25 protein-coding genes are annotated in these 19,073 nt (G+C 47.0%); 20 read left to right on the plus strand and 5 right to left on the minus strand.

What is annotated here, in order from left to right:
* Positions 1–18: 18 nt before the first annotated feature.
* Positions 19–528 carry a chorismate--pyruvate lyase family protein gene (locus ACZ5NB_RS01325; RefSeq protein WP_460231062.1) on the minus strand — a complete coding sequence of 170 codons (510 nt, stop codon included), beginning with the start codon at positions 526–528 and terminating at the stop codon, positions 19–21.
* Between the two features lie 283 nt (positions 529–811).
* Between ACZ5NB_RS01325 and ACZ5NB_RS01330 the strand changes: the two genes are divergently transcribed.
* From ACZ5NB_RS01330 to ACZ5NB_RS01390, 13 genes are all read left to right on the plus strand, one after another.
* Positions 812–1,114 (plus strand): hypothetical protein, encoded by a 303-nt coding sequence (locus tag ACZ5NB_RS01330; RefSeq protein ID WP_460231064.1) that lies wholly within the window; start codon positions 812–814, stop codon positions 1,112–1,114.
* 138 nt (positions 1,115–1,252) lie between these two features.
* Positions 1,253–2,482, plus strand: coding sequence for a hypothetical protein (locus tag ACZ5NB_RS01335; RefSeq protein WP_460231065.1), 1,230 nt, complete (start codon positions 1,253–1,255; stop codon positions 2,480–2,482).
* A gap of 120 nt (positions 2,483–2,602) precedes the next feature.
* On the plus strand, positions 2,603–3,631 hold the full coding sequence (locus tag ACZ5NB_RS01340) for a hypothetical protein (protein WP_460231066.1): 1,029 nt from the start codon (positions 2,603–2,605) through the stop codon (positions 3,629–3,631).
* 81 nt (positions 3,632–3,712) lie between these two features.
* Complete coding sequence (locus tag ACZ5NB_RS01345) at positions 3,713–4,261, plus strand: HEPN domain-containing protein (RefSeq protein WP_460231067.1); 549 nt, start codon at positions 3,713–3,715, stop codon at positions 4,259–4,261.
* A 62-nt stretch (positions 4,262–4,323) separates the two neighbouring features.
* On the plus strand, positions 4,324–4,743 hold the full coding sequence (locus tag ACZ5NB_RS01350; protein WP_460231069.1) for a cytidine deaminase: 420 nt from the start codon (positions 4,324–4,326) through the stop codon (positions 4,741–4,743).
* Positions 4,744–4,785: 42 nt separating this feature from the next.
* Positions 4,786–5,271: a mismatch-specific DNA-glycosylase gene (locus ACZ5NB_RS01355; protein WP_460231071.1), complete on the plus strand. Its 486-nt coding sequence runs from the start codon at positions 4,786–4,788 to the stop codon at positions 5,269–5,271.
* 215 nt (positions 5,272–5,486) lie between these two features.
* Complete coding sequence (locus ACZ5NB_RS01360; protein ID WP_460231073.1) at positions 5,487–5,621, plus strand: hypothetical protein; 135 nt, start codon at positions 5,487–5,489, stop codon at positions 5,619–5,621.
* Entirely contained in the window at positions 5,621–6,001 is a 381-nt protein-coding gene (locus ACZ5NB_RS01365; RefSeq protein ID WP_460231075.1) for a DUF7674 family protein, read from the plus strand. Before ACZ5NB_RS01360 ends, ACZ5NB_RS01365 begins: the two co-directional genes overlap by 1 nt.
* A 162-nt stretch (positions 6,002–6,163) precedes the next feature.
* Complete coding sequence (locus ACZ5NB_RS01370; RefSeq protein WP_460231077.1) at positions 6,164–6,445, plus strand: hypothetical protein; 282 nt, start codon at positions 6,164–6,166, stop codon at positions 6,443–6,445.
* A gap of 129 nt (positions 6,446–6,574) precedes the next feature.
* Entirely contained in the window at positions 6,575–6,928 is a 354-nt protein-coding gene (locus ACZ5NB_RS01375; RefSeq protein WP_460231078.1) for a YbaN family protein, read from the plus strand.
* Positions 6,925–7,674 carry a phytanoyl-CoA dioxygenase family protein gene (locus ACZ5NB_RS01380; RefSeq protein ID WP_460231079.1) on the plus strand — a complete coding sequence of 250 codons (750 nt, stop codon included), beginning with the start codon at positions 6,925–6,927 and terminating at the stop codon, positions 7,672–7,674. Before ACZ5NB_RS01375 ends, ACZ5NB_RS01380 begins: the two co-directional genes overlap by 4 nt.
* A gap of 31 nt (positions 7,675–7,705) precedes the next feature.
* Positions 7,706–8,068, plus strand: a complete 363-nt coding sequence (locus ACZ5NB_RS01385) for a hypothetical protein (protein ID WP_460231080.1) — start codon at positions 7,706–7,708, stop codon at positions 8,066–8,068.
* Positions 8,069–8,223: 155 nt separating this feature from the next.
* Positions 8,224–8,670 carry a hypothetical protein gene (locus tag ACZ5NB_RS01390; RefSeq protein WP_460231081.1) on the plus strand — a complete coding sequence of 149 codons (447 nt, stop codon included), beginning with the start codon at positions 8,224–8,226 and terminating at the stop codon, positions 8,668–8,670.
* 45 nt (positions 8,671–8,715) lie between these two features.
* On the opposite strand, the gene ACZ5NB_RS01395 is transcribed toward ACZ5NB_RS01390, so the two are convergent.
* Together ACZ5NB_RS01395 and msrP are read right to left on the minus strand one after the other, a co-directional pair.
* The gene (locus ACZ5NB_RS01395; protein ID WP_460231083.1) at positions 8,716–9,324 is read right to left on the minus strand and encodes a protein-methionine-sulfoxide reductase heme-binding subunit MsrQ; all 609 of its coding nucleotides are present in this window, start codon (positions 9,322–9,324) and stop codon (positions 8,716–8,718) included.
* A 16-nt stretch (positions 9,325–9,340) separates the two neighbouring features.
* Positions 9,341–10,369, minus strand: coding sequence for a protein-methionine-sulfoxide reductase catalytic subunit MsrP (msrP, locus tag ACZ5NB_RS01400; RefSeq protein WP_460231084.1), 1,029 nt, complete (start codon positions 10,367–10,369; stop codon positions 9,341–9,343).
* A gap of 219 nt (positions 10,370–10,588) precedes the next feature.
* Between msrP and ACZ5NB_RS01405 the strand changes: the two genes are divergently transcribed.
* Together ACZ5NB_RS01405 and ACZ5NB_RS01410 are read left to right on the plus strand one after the other, a co-directional pair.
* Positions 10,589–10,825 (plus strand): hypothetical protein, encoded by a 237-nt coding sequence (locus ACZ5NB_RS01405; RefSeq protein ID WP_460231085.1) that lies wholly within the window; start codon positions 10,589–10,591, stop codon positions 10,823–10,825.
* Positions 10,826–10,912: 87 nt separating this feature from the next.
* Positions 10,913–11,662, plus strand: coding sequence for an esterase/lipase family protein (locus ACZ5NB_RS01410; RefSeq protein WP_460231086.1), 750 nt, complete (start codon positions 10,913–10,915; stop codon positions 11,660–11,662).
* 118 nt (positions 11,663–11,780) lie between these two features.
* Here the strand turns inward: ACZ5NB_RS01410 and ettA are convergent, their stop codons facing one another.
* Both ettA and ACZ5NB_RS01420 read right to left on the minus strand, forming a co-directional pair.
* Positions 11,781–13,442, minus strand: coding sequence for an energy-dependent translational throttle protein EttA (gene ettA / locus ACZ5NB_RS01415; RefSeq protein WP_460231087.1), 1,662 nt, complete (start codon positions 13,440–13,442; stop codon positions 11,781–11,783).
* 132 nt (positions 13,443–13,574) lie between these two features.
* Positions 13,575–13,946: a hypothetical protein gene (locus ACZ5NB_RS01420; RefSeq protein ID WP_460231088.1), complete on the minus strand. Its 372-nt coding sequence runs from the start codon at positions 13,944–13,946 to the stop codon at positions 13,575–13,577.
* Between the two features lie 181 nt (positions 13,947–14,127).
* On the opposite strand from ACZ5NB_RS01420, the gene glyA reads away from it, so the two are divergent.
* From glyA to ribBA, 5 genes are all read left to right on the plus strand, one after another.
* A complete protein-coding gene (gene glyA, locus ACZ5NB_RS01425) occupies positions 14,128–15,390 on the plus strand; it encodes a serine hydroxymethyltransferase (protein ID WP_460231089.1) in 1,263 nt (420 codons plus the stop codon).
* A gap of 163 nt (positions 15,391–15,553) precedes the next feature.
* Entirely contained in the window at positions 15,554–16,018 is a 465-nt protein-coding gene (gene nrdR, locus ACZ5NB_RS01430) for a transcriptional regulator NrdR (protein WP_460231090.1), read from the plus strand.
* Between the two features lie 72 nt (positions 16,019–16,090).
* Positions 16,091–17,194, plus strand: a complete 1,104-nt coding sequence (gene ribD, locus ACZ5NB_RS01435; protein WP_460232078.1) for a bifunctional diaminohydroxyphosphoribosylaminopyrimidine deaminase/5-amino-6-(5-phosphoribosylamino)uracil reductase RibD — start codon at positions 16,091–16,093, stop codon at positions 17,192–17,194.
* Positions 17,195–17,221: 27 nt separating this feature from the next.
* A complete protein-coding gene (locus ACZ5NB_RS01440; protein ID WP_460231091.1) occupies positions 17,222–17,881 on the plus strand; it encodes a riboflavin synthase in 660 nt (219 codons plus the stop codon).
* Positions 17,882–17,932: 51 nt separating this feature from the next.
* The gene (gene ribBA / locus ACZ5NB_RS01445) at positions 17,933–19,048 is read left to right on the plus strand and encodes a bifunctional 3,4-dihydroxy-2-butanone-4-phosphate synthase/GTP cyclohydrolase II (RefSeq protein WP_460231093.1); all 1,116 of its coding nucleotides are present in this window, start codon (positions 17,933–17,935) and stop codon (positions 19,046–19,048) included.
* Positions 19,049–19,073: the final 25 nt, after the last annotated feature.

A 19,073-nucleotide genomic window follows, 5' to 3' on the forward strand; every position in this document is an offset into this window, starting at 1 on the left:
TCGAATGTTTACATGTGTTTAGGTAAAAAAACTTGCGGGGAACTTCTCAGTAATCAAGCCCAGCGGCAAGGTGTTGTGATGAATCAAGTAGCTTCGGCAGCGTAGCCTGTCTGACGGATCGCCGGAGAAATAGGGTGCGAGCTTGCCCATTGGCTCGGTAAACGAATCGATAATCTCACGGTAAGTTTCTAAGCGTGCCTGTTTCCACAACAAACCAATCGGTGTGTCAGTATGGAGTAAATCACTTTGCATTTGTTCCGACATCCGCGAAATAACAAAATGAGACTCCGCATAAAGGTAGTGTTTATCATCGCCACTCAACAAGATTTCACGATGCAAGACATCGCTTTGCGGGTCGACCTGTAATGATGTCGGTACCGCATGGTTAACGACTGATTGCTGAATTTTAGTGATATGAATGGGGCTCCCAGTATAAAGAGCAATAAGATCGGTCACGGTACCGTCGGTGGTGAGCAAAATTTCTTGAAAAAGCGACAGAGAGGCGTCGTTAGCATGTAATGAAGGCATGAGAAAGCCCAAATAAAAACAAAGAGCGCAGTATAGCGGCAGAGCCAGCCTTATCAAACAGTCGTATTAACCTTATCAAACAGCCCTATAAGATGTTCTCAGTCTATTAGTCACCTCTATCGCTCATCCCGAAGGCCGAATTAAAGAACGCGCCTATATATAGACAAGTGCACCTAAATATGGATACTTTGAGTCCATATTTAGACATTTGTGTCCATATATGGAAACGGTATCCATATTTAGGCGCGTTCTTTAATAAACTGTTAGTTTTACCAGTAGAGATATGGATTTAGATTTCGAGAACAGAGTAGCACTAGACTTAATGCAAGCTTTACTTGGCACGGTCTCGCCGAATATTCGCGGAGTGTCATTTGAATGTATTAATAAAAAGGTCATAGTGCACTATCTCATTGCTGAAGATAGCATGGAAGATCGAGAAGAGGCCGAAGATTTACTTGCTGAGTTTGAAGCCCTTCAGCCTGGGCCATTTGATATAAGTTGTGTGGTTACTGTTTCCTCTGCTGAGCTATCGCAAGGGGTTGGTTCTTTAAAGGGGCGTCCAATATATGCGCGCAAAGAAAACTAACAATTTGCACCACAAAAAGCGCCGCCACTGCGCGGCGGCTCGGACCTCCGTTCCGCTGGCGCTCCACTACGGCCCGTGTGCAAGGCGTTAGGCAGAATCTGCATGGTTGATCGCGGGAAAAATATATAAGGAAATCTTATGAATTGGGCGCCATCACAAAGATTTATATCAATAATTATAAGCCTGTTTATTCTTGGGGTGTTGGGCACGCTCTTATATCTTGCTACCGGTGATTTAACGACGAGAGAAACCGGTTTGTTGAGTACGATACTTACAATACTATCTGTGGTAGTGGCGTGGATAGTTTCTCATATTTATTCTGAGTCAGGCCACGCGAAAGCAATTGAAGAAGTCAAAAATGCTCATCACGAAAATTTGCAGACTTACGCGTTAAAAGCGGCTGAAAAAGTCACTAATCTTTCCGATCAGCTAGATAAGCTTTCGATCTACATTTCTGATGAGTTAGAGAACTCGGACTATGAAACAGTTGAAGAAACGCTACGTGCCCGGGAAGAAAGGTTGCAAAGTGCGATTCATATGATTGGAATGCTCAAGTCTATAAATGATACCGCACTTAGCGATTGGCAGGGTGTCATTGGAGAGCAACTTGAAGAGCAGCGGGAAGAAAGGCAAGAACGCGAGCAGGAGTTAATGAACATTGCCGACAAGCTAGAGTCTATTTCAAAGTTGCACTATGTGTCCGGTATGGGGAATATGGCTTTAGAAAGACAGGTCGACGATATAAGCAGAGATGTCCGGGTTCTTATGAAGGAACTATCTGTTCCTTCAGTAAAAGTTCACAAGCCCACAAAAAAAGTACGTCGCGATGTATCAAAAAAATGTCCAAAGTGCGACAACGAATTGAGTTATCTACAACGTGCCAGGCCCAACAGCCATAAATTAATAAAATGCACTTCTTGTGGAAGCAAATTAATCTCTAAATATTCAAAAGAAGACGATGATTTTTCTATTGAAAATAGACAAGAAATAAAAGAAAAGTATCAATGCCCTGATTGCTTGGAAGAGTCCGAGATATTGGTGGATAACTATCCGAGCTCCTCTAAATCAGTAGATTGTGATAACTGCAATAGCCGAATAAAAATCGTACGCTTGCAAAATGGTGGCATTAAGGTTGATTCAACTCCATTCCCGAGCAAGCCGTTAACCGAAGATTTCTTGGAGAAAGTCGCTGAACTAATGCCTGATCAACCTTGGCCAACCGGTGCGCATAAAGAAGTGGCCATGAAGCTTGGGTGTACTTTTTCCCAAGTGAGCAAAGCTAACAAAGAGCTAATTAGAAGAGGACGATTTAAGCAGCAAATAGACGGAAAGATTTTTGAAATGGTCGAAGTGGATGGCCAAAAATGATCAGCTCTATAATTGCATGCCTAACAAATCAATCAACTTCGCGCCTTCGGCGCCGGACCTCCGCACTGCGTGCTCCGGCCCGTTGTTGAGGCGTCATACCACTCCAGGGAGTTCTGAGCAATGATTACTCTCCCAGAGAAATATCAAAGTGCACATGATCTATGCTTCATACTTCATGACATAATGACTCAAATAATTGAGTCGGGAGAAAAAGCAGGTGCTTTTACAACGCATGTAAAGCTCAGTGAGGAAGAGATAGATTCAATTCCTGATGAAGAACATATACTAGACTGGCTAAAGAGAAATGATAAGGTAGAAGATAAAAATCGGATTATAATTTCTACAGTTCTTCCTGCTATTTTATCTGACATGATGCATTGTATTTATGAGGCGCTATCATCCGCATCAAAGGGAAAAATGTCAGTTGCGTACATGCTAATTAGAAAGCCTATTCAAGAAAGTTTGTTTGTGCTTGAAGAGATGTATCTTGATAGAGATGCTTTTGTAAGGAACCTTGAGAGCAACCAATCCCGTCTTCAGCCTAAAATCACGGGAGGTATCGATGGGCACAAAAAAAGAATTTTTCAAGTTCTAGAATCTTTTACGTTTAATGGAGTTCTCGACTCAGACTACATTGCCCAATTGCGGTATGACAAAAGCTCAAATGATAGTTTTGATGGGGTATGTAATAAGGCCATGCATCTATTTACTGAGCATCATTCGATAAAGACAGAAGATTCAAATATAAATTTCATATTTTCTGGTGTTAAAGGGTTGCCTTCTCAGTGGAAATACTTTTATAGCCGCATGCCATATTTACTATTCTATGTATATTTGATCGTCGAAAATGTGCTAGCAACGATAGCTCTGACATCAGAGCAATACATCCTTGATATGATGCGCCGCATATCAGCACAATTCATGATAGCAAGTCATGATATTGAAGAACGCTATACTACTGATGAAAACAGTAAGCTCGTATCATCATTATCAGCTTGGCTACTGATGCATTGCGCTGAGAATGGATACCCAGATCCAGAACTCAGTGATTTAATAAAAATGGCTGAAACAGGGTGCTTTCCAAAAGAAGCGCAGGAATCGATTGATAAAAGAATTGCATCGTATAGTGCGGTGCAAAGTGTGCTATAACAAGCGGCTCCAAGTGACGTCTACGGCTCGCCTGAACCAAGCGTTGCGTGATTCTCGAGTATCGGACTAAAGTGACTCTGAATGATTAAAGGTGTATACGAAAGGAGGCAGGAAGCACCTCTGTGGTGGTACAACAAATCCTCTGATTTACACGCATCAGCTGGCGCAGTGTGGATAGCAATGCAGAATGAGCATGTTTTTTCAAAACAGCTTGATTTGGGCTCTGGCTTTTCAATGTCCGTAGCTTGCTGGCCTGTGTATCAAATGCTTTATGGCATGTCTTTTGAGCTAATTTTAAAAGCAATAATTGTAGCCAAGAAACTTCCCGTACCGCACACTCATGATTTATCGAAACTGCTAAATAAAACAGAGCTAAGTTTCGATGATAAAACGGTAAAGGTTCTTGAAGTTCTCTCGGGCTCTATTGTGTGGGATGGTAGGTACCCTGTACCCAAAAGAGAAGAAGATATGAATGAATATTATCGAAATATAGAGGCGGCTCTATACGACAAGGTTCTTCTTGGAAAATTGCATATAAAGAAGCCTAATGGTGCACTAGATTGGAATAGATTAGATCCATTGTGGCATCAATTGACCAACATATTTTTCGAACAAATTAACGTCACGTAACAAGTATGGGTAGGCTGACGGCGCAAAAAAATGCGCCTCAGCAGTCATAAGCGTTAAAGCAAATGAATCTACAGAGCGAGATACACGAAAAACTTTTTGATGCGGCGGCGAGACTCGTCAATGAAAGGTATCCCTCTGGTTCGGGAGGGGCGGCAGCCGTAGCGACGAGCCGAGGGAGTATATTAACTAGTGTCTCTCCTGACACAGAGCATGACGCGCTGTCATTATGTATGGAGGTCGGCGCCTTCTTGGAGGCGTGTAAATTGAATGAGAACGTGACGCATTCACTTTGCATTTACAGAGAGTCTCCCGAGTCAGATTTCATTGTCCTAACCGCTTGTGGAATATGTCAGGAGCGTTTAGCGTATTGGGGCGGTGAGGTTGAAGTCGCGATAAGTAATCCTGAAAATCAATTAATCTTTAAGCCTCTTCGCGAGCTAATGCCGCACCACTGGTCACAAGTGAATGAGAAAAAGTCGTAGTGTCAAATTTGAACCGCGCGCTTTTTGGGGCCATAAAAATTTATGTTAAATGACCTGTTGTCAAATAATCTAAAGTTGGTGATTTGCGGTACGGCGGCCGGGGCAGCTTCAGCTCAGCTTGGTCAATATTATGCGGGAAGAGGCAACAAAATATGGAAGACACTTTTTGACGTTGGCTTGACCGATTGTGTATTGAGACCTTCTGAGTATCACCGTTTAATTGAATTTGGTATTGGATTAACAGATGTAGTAAAAGATCAGTCAGGAATGGATAGTGCTATAGATTTTGCTCAGGCAGGAATTGTTGAGTTTGAGTTGAAGATGATCGACATTCAACCGGAGGTGGTTTGTTTTAACGGAAAGAAGGCCGCTCAAGTTTATTTGCGTTCGAAAAACGTTGATTTTGGTCTTCAGGATAAAATGATTGGAAACAGTAAAATGTACGTGGCCCCTTCAACCAGTGGGGCCGCAAACCGATCTTGGGATCTTGGCTATTGGTATGAGTTGGCGAACTTAATTGGCAAATAAAATTGCCACGACCTATTGCGATCCGGTGTTAGGCCTATCCTGTAACGACCTGTATCAAAAAATGAGGTGCAACTATGAGAAAGTGCCCAAGTTGCGGTAATAAAGCGTTACGATTAAGGAATGTGTTCTCAGTAAAGTATATATGCAACACTTGTCATGCTGTTTGTACTATATCGACACGACAAAAAGCGATAGCTAATGTACTGGTTAACTTAGTGCCAATTTTAGGGGTCGTCTTAGGTATTATTTTTCAAAGTGGTTTTGTGTTTATTCTGAGTGCGCTGATTATTACGGTGGCCGTTTATTGGTTGCATCAACGTGCTGCCGAGCTTCATGTGGTCGGTGGATAATGGAGTTAGATGCTTTCTGTCAGCGTGTTAGAGATAACTATCCAGATATATCCAGTAGAGCTGATGCGCTTTATGATGCCTATTGGAATGATTTAGTTGATACTGAATTTTCTTCCCATTCCTGGTTTGAGTCGCTTGCTAACGCGCTGAATGACGAGATGAGTAAACGACGACCTATTCAAGACTACGGGCCGTTGCTGAATGCAATCAGTCAAGCATTTGAATGTGGATCAGACGAACTCAAAAATACTATCGATGTGGCGTTTGTTGAGAATCTCTTTTGGCAGGTTGGGCCAAATGATTCAGAACCGTTTTGGCATATTTTGCCTGTCAATCTTAGGGCGCTATACATTGCCTTTCATGGGCGTGCTCCCGGCTGATTCTGTTTTGAGGTCGTTGTTCGACGTGAATCAGCGGGTGTTATCAATCATTGTGCATACTGAGTTCATTCTTTCGCGAGCTGTTAGATGTTGATGCGGGGTGGCACAATGTCGCAGGGTTACACAATGTAACAGCTTTACACAATGTTGGGATTTAGTTAGATGGCGCTGTACACCTTGGTTATGGACTTTGATGGCGGTACGTATATCTGCCAAGCTCACAGTGATGATAGGCAACATGCTCCGTTTGAATGTATTAAAGCCTGGGACACCCAAGGTGTCGAGCATATCATCAGTCGTGCGGATAAGGCTGAATTACTCTCACAGCTGGATGAAGAGTATTTTGTGCCTGTGGCCGGGTTAAACAACGTTTGGTGTGGTCAAGTGACTTTAAGTGGTGTGTCCGCGACGCTAAACTTGATCAGAACGGATGATGCTCATTAGCGAAGATTGAAATGAAAGCGTATTCAGGGCCGGTTACCTCGTCTTTGTTGGTGGTGAATCAGTGTCGTGATTTTAGGCTATGCTGATATAGGTGTTGGTGTAGTAAAGAGGATAGTTTAATTCCACTCTATGAAAAAAATTCTATCACTTATCCTCGCTTATTTTTTTCTTGCGCTAGCTATTGTTGGTGTGTTCCTCCCTGGGTTACCTACAGTTCCTTTTTTATTGCTAACAGCATGGTTTGCGGCGAGAGGCTCAGACAAGTTACATGCTTGGCTCTATGCCCACCCCCATTTTGGTAAATTGTTAATTGATTGGGAGGAGCGTGGCGCCATTTCACGAACGAGCAAAGTGTTAGCTATCGTGATGCTTGTAGTCAGCTGGTGCATTATGTTTTTCAGTGTATCCAATATTTGGGTGCCGATCATTGCTGCGGTGTGTTTTATGGGCACGGCGACCTTTATTCTGACGAGACCAGAATGAACAGTGACTACCCGCGAGACGGCTATTGCGTAGTTCGAAATTGTTTTGCCGCCAGCGAGTTGGCATCCCTTCTTGACGTGGCAGAGTGTTATCACAGGCATTGGTTGACGCACAATGCGCAGCGATATGCTGAGCGTGCGGTTAATTCAGCGGGTTTGACAAAACCAGATTATCTCGACGATAGCCAGAGGCAGCTTTTATTTAAGCTCATTGCATCCTCAAAACTCTTCTCGATTGCGCGATCAATTGTCGGTGATGATGTGCTGTTTATGAATACTCAGCTGTTCTTTGATCCGGCCAATTTACAACAAAAAAATTACTGGCATCGTGACGCGCAGTACCATTTATCTGTAGACGAGCAAAAACGCACGCTAAGTGAAACGCAGGTTATTCACTGTCGAATCCCGCTTCGGGATGAACGCGGGATAGAGGTAGTACCGGGTACGCATAGGCGCTGGGATACTCAAGATGAGTTGGATGTTAGGTTGGAACAGAACGGTCGTCGTCATTCCGAGGATTTGAATGGTGCAAAAACCATTACGTTAAGTGCCGGGGATCTATTGGTGTTTTCTGCAAATATGATTCATCGTGGCTTATACGGCGGTAACCGTTTGTCACTGGATATTTTGTATTGCAAGCCGTCGGAAGAGACTTTGAGATTTATAGATCCTGAGGTTTTACCGGGCGATGAAGTGACGTCGCTGTATGATTATCCTGGTGTATTTAAACGCTTAGCGCCGTTCTAGTAGCCTGTCTGTAGAGTGAGTCTATTTGCCTGTGAAGGTCGTACGTAGTGTATTTATTGGTGTGTTGTTAATCGCATCGGCTGTTGGATGTTTTATCGCTGCCGATTTTTGTCTTCGGCAAACATCCATAGAGCGTCTCGTCATTACGTCAGCGTTTGGGCCGATTGAAAATGTATTTTTGATTTTATTGATACCTATTATCACGGTCGTTGTGGCGCTATTTAGAATTGGGGCCCGTGATGGTGAACCGACAAGTCGCACTACGTGGTTGAAAGGTATTGCTGTTTTTATCGGTTGTGAATTATCTGCAGGTGTTTTTGGGGTTCCCGGAATTGGTGCATTTTTGGCGGCTGCACACTGGCTTGCGGCGGTGTTAAACAAGGGTAAGGTCTAATTTATAAGGTTAGGTGCTGAAAGTAGCGCTGCTTATCGTTTTACTGAGTGAATAGCGTAAAGACCCTTTGCAAAACTTTGCTCGAGTGCTAGGGTAGTTGAGAGTTACGACTACCCCATAACTACCCAAAATAATAAATAACACTAGGGTGATTTATGACTGAATTAAGTTCTTTATTCACAGCCATTCCCCAGCTACCACGGCGACTCAAACTATTGCTGTTGTGGTACACCGCCTCGATCATTGCTGCCACCATCATCTTTAACCAACCCATTTCAATTGTACGAACCGTATTTTTTTGGGCGATATACTTGGTACTCATGCGTGGATTAATACGTATGAGTTACCCCGCGTGGCTGGCTGCCTGGGTCATTCAAACCTTGGGTATGTGTGTGTTTAGTGTGGCGTTCTTGTCGATGTTGGTCATGCTCGAGCCAACAGTGAAGAACCTGATGATTGTTGTTGTGGTTGGTCTACTGGCCTGGCTGTCGTGGCGGTTTTATTTGTATCTAGATGCGAAAGATACCCGCGTACTGTTCAATGCGCCGTTGCAGCGTCCTCTGCTTAAGCCTGCGCCACCTTACAGTCAAACAGATCATTAGCCTCTTTGACGCGAGGCGCGGCGATTGGGTCTTTCCCTCAATCGTCTACTGCCGCGCGCGAATATATTTGGTGAGTGTGCGGTAGCGAAAGCTGAGCAACATCAGGGCAGCGGCCAGATAAATCAGCGGTTCCGTTAAGCCGCTTTTCACAGACCAAATGAAATGTAACGGCGCTAACAGTGCGACTAAATAAACCCAGTGGTGTAGCTTTTTCCATCGATTGCCCAACGCCCTTTGCAGAGCAGGGAGGGAGGTTATGGCCAATGGCAACATGATGGCCCACGCGGCAAATCCCACGAGTAGATAATTTCTTTGAACGATTTCCTCTCCAATCAGTGCCCACTGAAATTGCAGGTCTAAACTGAGCCATACGCCTAAGTGCAGTGACGCATAAGCAAAACACCATAGGCCTATTGGCCGACGCAGACGAATAACCAGTGGTTGCTTGAGCCGTTTTGCAATGGGTGTGACGGCTAAGCTGAGTAGCAACAATCGTAACGCGTTTTCGCCACTAAAATGGGTCAGGTACTCGACGGGGTCTGCAAACGCTAGTGGGTTGAACCACAACTGATAGCCAATCAATATCAAAGGAATGGCGGCAAACAGATGCACCGCTGGGCGCAACGAGCGCAGAAAAAGTATTTTGGCAGGCATGCAGTTTACTCAGAGCTTAATAATTCTTTTTTAGATCGAGGTTTGCGTAAAGCCCTGCGACTTCGTCAGCGTAGCCATTGAATGGCAGCGTGGGTTGACGGCTGGCGAAGCGGCCTTCGCCAATAAACCGCTCGCTAGCTTGAGACCACCGAGGGTGATCCACACCGGGATTGACGTTGGCGTAAAAGCCATATTCTTGCGGTGCTAGTAGGCCCCAGGTAGTCGGCGGCATTTCTTCGACGAGGCGGATTTTGACAATGGATTTAATCGCTTTGAAACCGTACTTCCACGGCGCCATGAGTCGCAATGGTGCGCCATTTTGTGGGGGTAGGGTTTTGCCGTACATGCCGACGACCATCATCGTTAATGGGTGCATGGCTTCGTCAATGCGCATACCTTCCACGTAGGGGTAGCTGATGCCGCCGCCTACCCAGCGAGATTTTTGCCCTGGCATTTGGTCTGGGTCGTATAGCGTTTCAAAGGCGACGAATTTTGCTCGGCTGTTGGGGTTAGCTTTTTTAATCAGCTCGCTCAGCTCAATGCCAATCCAGGGGATGACCATGGACCAGGCTTCCACGCAGCGAAAGCGGTAGATGCGTTCTTCAAGTTTTGCTGAGTTAATCAGTTCCCACACGTCGACGGTAACGGGTTTGTCTACCTCGCCGGTGATTTCCAGTGTCCAGGGTTTGACCTTGAAATCCTTTGCCATGTGCGCAGGATTGGATTTATCCGTGCCAAACTCATAAAAGTTGTTGTATGTCGCCGCCTTAACTTCTGGGGTGATTTCCAGCGTTGGCGACGGTGTTCGTGTATTGGTGAAAGGAAGTGTTTGGTCGCCAAGCCGGAAGCGGGGCTCTTCTTTCTTGTCGCCGCCAAAAAGGCCATCCAGCAGTTGGGCTTGACCAGGTGTGGCAAGGCTAGCGGCGCTCACGCCGACCGCGCCTATTCCCATTGCTTTGAGCAACTGTCGACGGTTGCTGTAGTGAGTTTCGCTCGTGACATGCGCTTCAGTGAGGGTGTTGCGGTGTTTAGACTTGATCAGCATTGCCTTTCCCATTGTGTGACGTCGAGATGACTCGATTTTGTGTGTGAGCACTTACATAGCCTGAAATCGCCGCTTTGGCGACGTTATTTGCATGGCCTTGCCTTCAGGGCGGTGCGCCTGCGAACTTGGAAGTGATTGCGAGTGGATGGTTCCGCTGAATGTAGTCTCGCTGAGCCATCGCAACTCAATACGCCTATTCGCTCCTTTATCTAGTTGCAAATGATTATCATTATCAATAATATTGTGCCCCTGTCTTTCGTTACGCCAGGGGGTGGCAAAGTGTTACACGGTATCGCAATTGATCTCGATGAAGAAGTCCTTAAACAGTTGATGCTAGACGATAAGTTGTCGGTGGATCACTTTCGTTGTGTGGATTCGCACAGCCAGCAAGCGATCCGGAAGTTGTTTTTATGGGTGCTAAACCAGCGGTTGCAGCAGACACTGCCCGACAGTTAGTGCGGTTTCACGGCTGCTCAGCGTCTGATTTGCTTTATCACGCCGCGATGGCATGATCGCTTCTTTACTCTTCAATTAGGTTGGTTAATGAAGACTTTGATTAAGGGGTTGATACTGTTGGCTGTGCCCTTGGCTAGCCACTGTGTTACCGCGGACTGTGTGGTGCTGTTGCATGGTTTGGCTCGCAGTAGTGAATCGATGGAAACCATGGCAGAGCGCCTGACTGAAGAAGGTTACGCCGTGGTCAATCACGACTATCCATCTCGTGAGGCTCGGGTGGAAACGCTGGCGCAGGAAGAGGTTAAAAAAGCCATTGTCCAGTGCCCAGATGACGAGCCTGTGCATTTTGTGACGCACTCCATGGGCGGCATATTGGTGCGCCACTATATCGCTAACAACACAGCAAACAACGGGCTGGATAACCTCGGCCGCGTAGTGATGTTGGGGCCACCTAATCAGGGGAGTGAAGTTGTTGATGAGCTGGGAGAGATAAGGTTATTTCATTGGATAAATGGCGACGCTGGTTTGCAACTAGGGACAGGTGAAGATGATATGCCGAAACAGCTCGGCGCTGCTAATTTTGAACTGGGTATTATTGCAGGGAATTGGAGTATTAATTGGATCCTGTCGAGTTTGATCCCTGGTGATGATGATGGCAAGGTCTCGGTAGAAAATACCAAGCTTGAAGGTATGGATGACTTTAAAGTGATGCCTATTACTCACCCGATGATGATGCAAAACGATGCGGTGATAGAAGAAGTTGTTTATTTTTTACGGTATGGAAAATTTAAACAAGAAGAGAATAAAAACGCGGAAATTTTTCAGCGTAGTGATTGACTGTTTTGCAAACCTTTCGTGCAAAACTTTTCGAATGCTAAGATCACGCTCCCTGTTTTCTAATATAAAAAAGCCCGCTGTAAACGCGGGCTTTTTGTTTTTGCGCGACTGTGTCGGCTTAGCCAATCTTTTTGTATTTCACTCGTTGAGGCTCAGCTTGGTCACCCTTGCGTTTCACTAAATCGTCGTGGTACTCGGTATAGTTGCCTTCGAAGAATACAATTTCACTCTCACCCTCGTAAGCCAATATATGAGTCGCAACACGGTCGAGGAACCAGCGATCATGCGAGATCACTAGTGCGCTACCAGGGAAAGCTTCGATAGCTTCTTCTAATGCGCGCAAAGTTTCAACATCCAAGTCGTTTGAGGGCTCATCAAGGAGCAATACGTTTGCCCCTTGTTTTAACGTGTTTGCCAGATGTAACCTGCCGCGTTCACCGCCGGATAAATCGCCGACGCGTTTTTGTTGATCGGAGCCTTTAAAGTTGAAACGGCCCACATAAGAGCGGCTATTGACTTCGTAATTGCCGATTTGGATAACATCTAAACCGTCAGAAATCGCTTCCCATACGGTTTTTTTATCATCGAGCTTGTCACGGCTTTGATCAACGTGAGCGATTTTTACTGTTTCCCCAACAACGATCTTGCCGCTATCGGGCTCTTCCATGCCAGAAATCATGCGGAACAGTGTCGATTTACCGGCACCGTTTCCGCCGACAATACCGACAATCGCGCCTTTCGGAATTGAGAAAGAGAGATCATCAATTAACAAACGGCCATCATAACCTTTTGATACATGGTCAAAGGAAATGACTTGGTCGCCCAAGCGCGGGCCGGGTGGGATATAAATTTCGTTGGTTTCATTGCGCGCCTGGAATTCTTGCGATTGCATTTCTTCAAAACGATTTAAACGCGCTTTGTTTTTCGCGTGGCGGCCTTTGGGGTTTTGTCTCACCCATTCCAATTCTTTTTGAATGGCTTTTTGACGTGAGGCTTCGCTACGTTCTTCCTGTTCTAAACGTTTTTCTTTTGCTTCGAGCCAATCGGAATAATTGCCTTCGTAGGGGATGCCGTGACCACGGTCGAGTTCGAGAATCCAGCCGGCAGCGTTATCGAGGAAGTAGCGGTCATGGGTAATGGCCACTACGGTGCCTGTAAAGTCTTTTAGGAAGCGCTCTAGCCAGTAAACACTTTCGGCATCCAGGTGGTTGGTCGGCTCATCAAGTAACAGCATGTCGGGGCGTGATAGTAATAATCGGCACAAGGCAACGCGACGTTTTTCACCACCCGATAATGTGTCAACCTTGGCGTCCCAGGGCGGTAAGCGTAAGGCGTCGGCGGCTTTCTCTAGGGTGTTGTTGAGGTTGTGTGCATCCCAGGCATTGATGATGTTTTCAAGTTCGCCTTGGCGTTTGGCCAGGGCGTCAAAGTCTGCATCGGGCTCCGCGTAAGCGGTATAAATTTGGTCGAGCTCGGCGAGCGCATCGAGTGCTTCACGAACGCCATCTTCTACATTCCCGCGCACATCTTTTTCTGAGTCAAGTTGTGGCTCTTGTGCCAGATAACCCACCTTAATATCGGGCATTGGTCGTGCTTCACCGATGTAATCGGTATCGACGCCCGCCATGATGCGCAGCAAGGTTGATTTGCCCGCACCGTTTAAGCCGAGTACGCCAATTTTTGCGCCTGGGAAAAACGACAATGAGATGTCTTTGAGGATTTCGCGCTTAGGCGGCACGATTTTGCCAACACCTTGCATGGTGTATACGTATTGAGCCATGGGGGCTTGAGTTCCTTAGTTAGAAAACAAAGTTAGAAAACAGGGTGTCGTAGCGAATAATGGGTTGCGAGTCGATTGGGCGAGACGTTACCCAAACTCTGCGTTGAATTCAACGGTTCAATGCTGGGGATTTTATTCTTCGGTTAGGACTGAGTTTAGCCAAGCATGCGCTTCTTCTACTGAGCTGAAGTAGCCGAAATGACCTTGAAATATCCGCTCTGCGGTTGCCAGGCTGCTTTTTGTGTTCTCCCGATAGACCACGTTTGCAATGGCTTTTAGGTTCTCAATTGAATTGAGGTACTCGTACAGCTCGACCGGGCTGATTGAATAGTCGTGAACACGGTCTATCAGGATGCCGTAGTTACCGGGCATGTGCTCAGCGATTTTTCTGTGGGTGCTGCGGGCGCCACTCAATTTGACCTCGACTCCTTCGTTCATTCGCATATAGACGATGTGGTCGTCGATAAAGACGGCAGAACCGTAGCGTCCTTCTATTTCGCTCATAAGGTGGTTTCCGGGAGGTTCAGTTTTTACTATAGCCGAACCCGCCGTGGCTTTCCTGTGAAGCTCATAGTTGGTCACTAGATCGATGTTTAACTGGAGAGCTACCTTAACCTCTAGTACAATTCGCGCTCCTTAAAATCTGTCCAATTCGGGACTGTTCTGTTTGGGAGACAAGGCGCCAATGTTTGATGATTCACGCGGTTTAGATGCATACGATCCAGAAATCTGGGAGGCCATGCAAGAAGAGGCTCAGCGTCAGGAAGAGCATATTGAGCTAATCGCTTCTGAGAACTATACCAGCCCGCAAGTCATGGCGGCGCAGGGTAGTAAGCTCACTAATAAATACGCGGAAGGTTACCCGCACAAGCGCTACTACGGCGGTTGTGAATATGTCGATAAGGTCGAAGTGTCTGCGATCGAACGCGCTAAATCCTTATTTGGTGCCGACTACGCCAACGTTCAGCCCCATTCAGGCAGCCAGGCAAATGCCGCTGTGTATCAAGCCTTAGTTGCTCCAGGCGAAACGGTGTTAGGGATGAGCTTGGATCACGGCGGTCATTTAACCCATGGGGCCAAAGTTAATTTCTCTGGCAAGATCTACAACGCAGTCCAATATGGTCTGAACACAGAGACCGGTGAAGTCGATTACGATGAAGTTGAGCGCTTGGCGAAAGAACATAAGCCGAAAATGATCGTCGCCGGTTTCTCAGCTTATTCTCAAGTTATGGATTGGCAGCGTTTTCGTGATATCGCCGATTCGGTTGGCGCTTACTTGATGGTCGATATGGCCCACGTGGCGGGCTTGATTGCTGCAGGCGTTTATCCGAACCCAGTGCCGATTGCTGACGTGGTGACGTCGACTACCCATAAAACCTTGCGCGGCCCTCGTGGCGGTGTGATTTTGGCCAAAGCGAACGAAGAGGTCGAAAAGAAATTAAATTCGGCGGTCTTCCCTGGTGGTCAAGGTGGCCCATTGATGCACGTTATCGCGGCGAAGGCGGTGTGCTTTAAAGAAGCTGCGAGCCCAAAGTTCAAGGCCTACCAGGAGCAAGTGGTTAAAAACGCGAAAGCCATGGCATCAACATTTATGGAGCGCGGCTTCAAGATTGTTTCTGGTGGAACCGAAAACCATCTGATGTTGGTTGATTTGATCGGTAAAGAGTACAGCGGGAAAGATGCTGATGCGGCACTCGGTAGCGCTTACATCACAGTCAACAAAAATGCGGTACCTAATGATCCGCGTTCACCATTTGTTACCAGCGGGTTGCGTGTTGGTACGCCAGCGATTACTACGCGAGGTTTTGGTGAGGCTGAAACGCGTGAGTTGACTGGCTGGATGTGCGACGTTTTAGATGCCCTGGAAGCTGGTACAGCAGATTCGGTCTGCGCCGAGGTGAAAGCCAAAGTGTTAGATATCTGCAAGCGCTTTCCTGTATACCCATAGTCACTAACCTGCAATTCACGAGTGATGCCGCTATCGTTAGCGGCATGATTTAGCTCAAAGGGTGCGCTGCTAGGCCTTGTTAAGCTGTGGCGGCGCTATTCAATAGCGAGCGGCTAAAGCTGCTGTGCTAAACTGCCCCTCCATTCTGCTGCGAGACCAATCCATGCATTGTCCATTTTGCAGTGCTGATGATACTAAAGTTATCGATTCACGCCTTGTATCCGAGGGCGATCAAGTACGCCGTCGTCGAGAGTGCTTGTCTTGTCACGAGCGTTTTACAACCTATGAAGTGGCCGAGCTGCTGATGCCCAGGGTGATTAAATCCGATGGCACGCGCGAGCCATTTGACGATCAAAAGCTCCGGGCTGGTATGCAGCGCGCGCTTGAAAAGCGGCCTGTCAGCGTTGAGAAAATTGAGTCGGCCATCAGCCATATCAAACATAAGCTTCAAGCAACCGGTGAACGAGAACTACCCTCTCGCGAAATGGGCGAGCTAGTCATGGAGCAGTTGCGTCAGCTAGACCAAGTAGCGTATGTGCGTTTCGCTTCGGTTTATCGTAGCTTCCAAGATGTCGATGAGTTTCGCCAAGAGATTGATCGGCTTTCTTTAAATCCGGCAGACGAGTGAGTTATCCGGGTGAAAGATCTACAGCCCCTCAAGCAAACTGCTAGCGATCAAACAGTATTGGATACAGCCATGATGGCGCGAGCCATCGCGTTAGCGGAGCGTGGTTTATATAGCACTCAGCCCAATCCCAGAGTCGGATGTGTCATTGTTCGCGGTGACAGCGTATTGGCCGAAGGTTGGCACCAGCGGGCTGGCGAAGCTCATGCTGAGGTTGCCGCAATTCGCGCAGCGAATAGTGCGGGAGTGGATATCACCGGCGCAACGGCCTATGTCTCCCTCGAGCCTTGCAGCTTTCATGGGAAAACGGGGCCTTGTGCCGATGCGTTAATTGAGGCGAAGCTCGGTCGTGTCGTTTACGGCATGCTGGACCCCAACCCCAAAGTGGCTGGTCGTGGAATCGAACGCTTGGAGCAGGCAGGCATTGCGGTCCATGGGCCTGTGCTGGAAGATGCGGCCCGGGCACTCAATCCTGGATTTATTAAGCGGATGGAGCAGGGCTTGCCCTATGTGCGCATCAAAATGGCGATGAGTCTTGATGGGCGTACCGCTATGGCAAGCGGTGAAAGTAAATGGATAACCAGCGGCCAGGCGCGCGCGGATGTGCAGCGTCTACGGGCACGAAGCTCGGCCGTTATTTCTGGTATTGAGACGGTCTTGCGCGACCAGGCCCGTCTAACGGTACGCAATGATGAGCTAGGTGTTAGCGCCGAGTATGCGCCTAGCAAACAACCTCTACGGGTGGTGTTGGACTCCAAGGCACGGTTACCCGATGATGCTCCGCTACTGAAAGAGGCTGGCCCCGTTTTGTGGGTATCAGCTGGTAGCACCACCATTGAGAGCGAGCGTTTGGCTGATACCGAATGTCAGCACCTTAACCTCGACGAGAATGGCCTTGGTCGTATTGATTTAATGCGCTTGCTGCGACTATTGGCTGAGCGCGAGTGCAATGAAGTGATGGTAGAGGCTGGCTCGACATTGACTGGTCAATTTGTCCAGCTCGGCTTGGCTGATGAACTGGTGGTTTACATGGCTCCGAAACTAATGGGCAGTCGCGCGCGCCCTTTATTTGATTTGCCGTTGGATACCATGGCCGCTCAGCTGACGGTTCAGATTCAAGATATCAGAGCGGTTGGGCAAGATTGGCGCATCACAGCCACCTTAGATAAAGATGACTAGCCGCAATCTATAATAGAGGAAGGCAAAATGTTTACTGGAATAATCGAAGATGTTGCACGTGTTGCAGCGCTCGAACCCTGTAACGGCGATTTGCGTATTCGTATCGTGACGAATCGCTTAAATCTAAGCGATGTGGCGCTGGGCGATTCCATTGCGACCAACGGGGTCTGCCTGACGGCGGTTGAATTGCCGGGTGACGGGTATTGGGCGGATGTGTCTCAAGAGACGTTAGCCAATACCACCATTCCACATTGGAAAGTTGGTGATTCGGTAAACCTAGAAAAAGCCATGATGCCGAGTTCGCGTTTAGGTGGACACATTGTTAGTGGTCACGTCGATGCTGTGGGTGAAGTGGTCAGTCGAGTACCGGATGCTCGTTCAGAACGCTTTGTCGTTCGTGCGCCATCTAAGCTTGCTCGCTACATCGCCATGAAAGGTTCTATTACGGTTGATGGTACAAGTCTCACGGTAAACCAAGTCAATGGTTGTGAGTTTGAATTAAATATTGTGCCGCATACGTTAGATCACACGGTGATCGGTAGTTATCAGGCGGGTACACAAGTGAATTTGGAAGTCGATGTCATAGCGCGCTACTTGGAGCGACTGGTACTCGGCGATAAAGCGGCTGATGGTGGCGCATCGACTATTAGTATGGAATTTTTAGCAGAAAACGGGTTTTTAAAATAACGTTTTTGCGCATCGAAAAAACGAACAGCAAACAAGTAGGCTGATCTAATTATGGCATTGAATAGTATCGAAGAAATTATTGATGATATTCGTCAAGGTAAAATGGTTATCTTGATGGATGATGAAGATCGAGAAAATGAAGGCGATTTAATTATTGCCGCAGAGCAAGTACGTGCCGATGACATTAACTTTATGGCAAAAAATGCTCGAGGGTTAATTTGTTTAACGCTGACTGAAGATCGCTGTAAGCAGCTAGAGTTGCCATTGATGGTTAATCGCAACGGCGCTCGTCACTCTACCAACTTTACTGTATCTATCGAAGCGGCAGAGGGCGTGACTACAGGCATATCTGCCGCAGACCGGGCACGTACAGTGCGTACTGCGATTTCGCGTGATGCTAAGCCGCAAGACATTGTTCAACCTGGGCACATCTTTCCTATTTTAGCGCAAGCTGGGGGTGTACTAAGTCGTGCTGGTCATACCGAAGCGGGTTGTGATTTGGCGCGCTTGGCAGGCTTTGAGGCGGCCTCGGTCATTGTCGAAATTATGAATGAAGACGGCACTATGGCGCGCCGTCCGGATTTAGAAAAATTCGCGGAATTGCATGGTCTTAAGATTGGTACCATCGCTGACTTAATTCACTACCGCTCAGTAAAAGAAAAAACTGTTGAGCGTGTCAATGATCGTGCAGTGTCGACGCATTACGGAGATTTTAGTTTATTAACCTATCGTGATGTCGCTCGCAAAGATATGCACTTTGCCTTTGTTAAAGGTGAAATAGTCAGTGACGAGCCAACCTTAGTTCGCGTGCATGTGCTAAATGCCGCACGCGATATTTTGTCGTTACAAAGCGAAGATGAAAAAGACTATAAAGCGTGGACGTTTCAGCGCTCTCTCGATCATGTGGCGAAAGAAGGCAAAGGTGTGGTGGTGTTGATTTGCCACAATGATATTGCATCAACGGTCGAGGAAAGTGTGGATTGGCTGTTGTCTGGAAAACAAGTGCGACCAAGTCAAGACAATGTCTATCGTCAAGTGGGTACAGGTGCACAAATTCTCCAGGATCTTGGTGTGCATAAGATGCGCTTAATGTCGGCACCGTTTAGGTTTTCGGGTATTTCTGGATTTGATTTAGAAGTGGTTGAACACGTCTCAAGCCCAGAGTAAATCAGTTTTTAAATCCGTTAAGAAT

It is taken from the genome of Aurantivibrio plasticivorans (genome assembly GCF_055392955.1).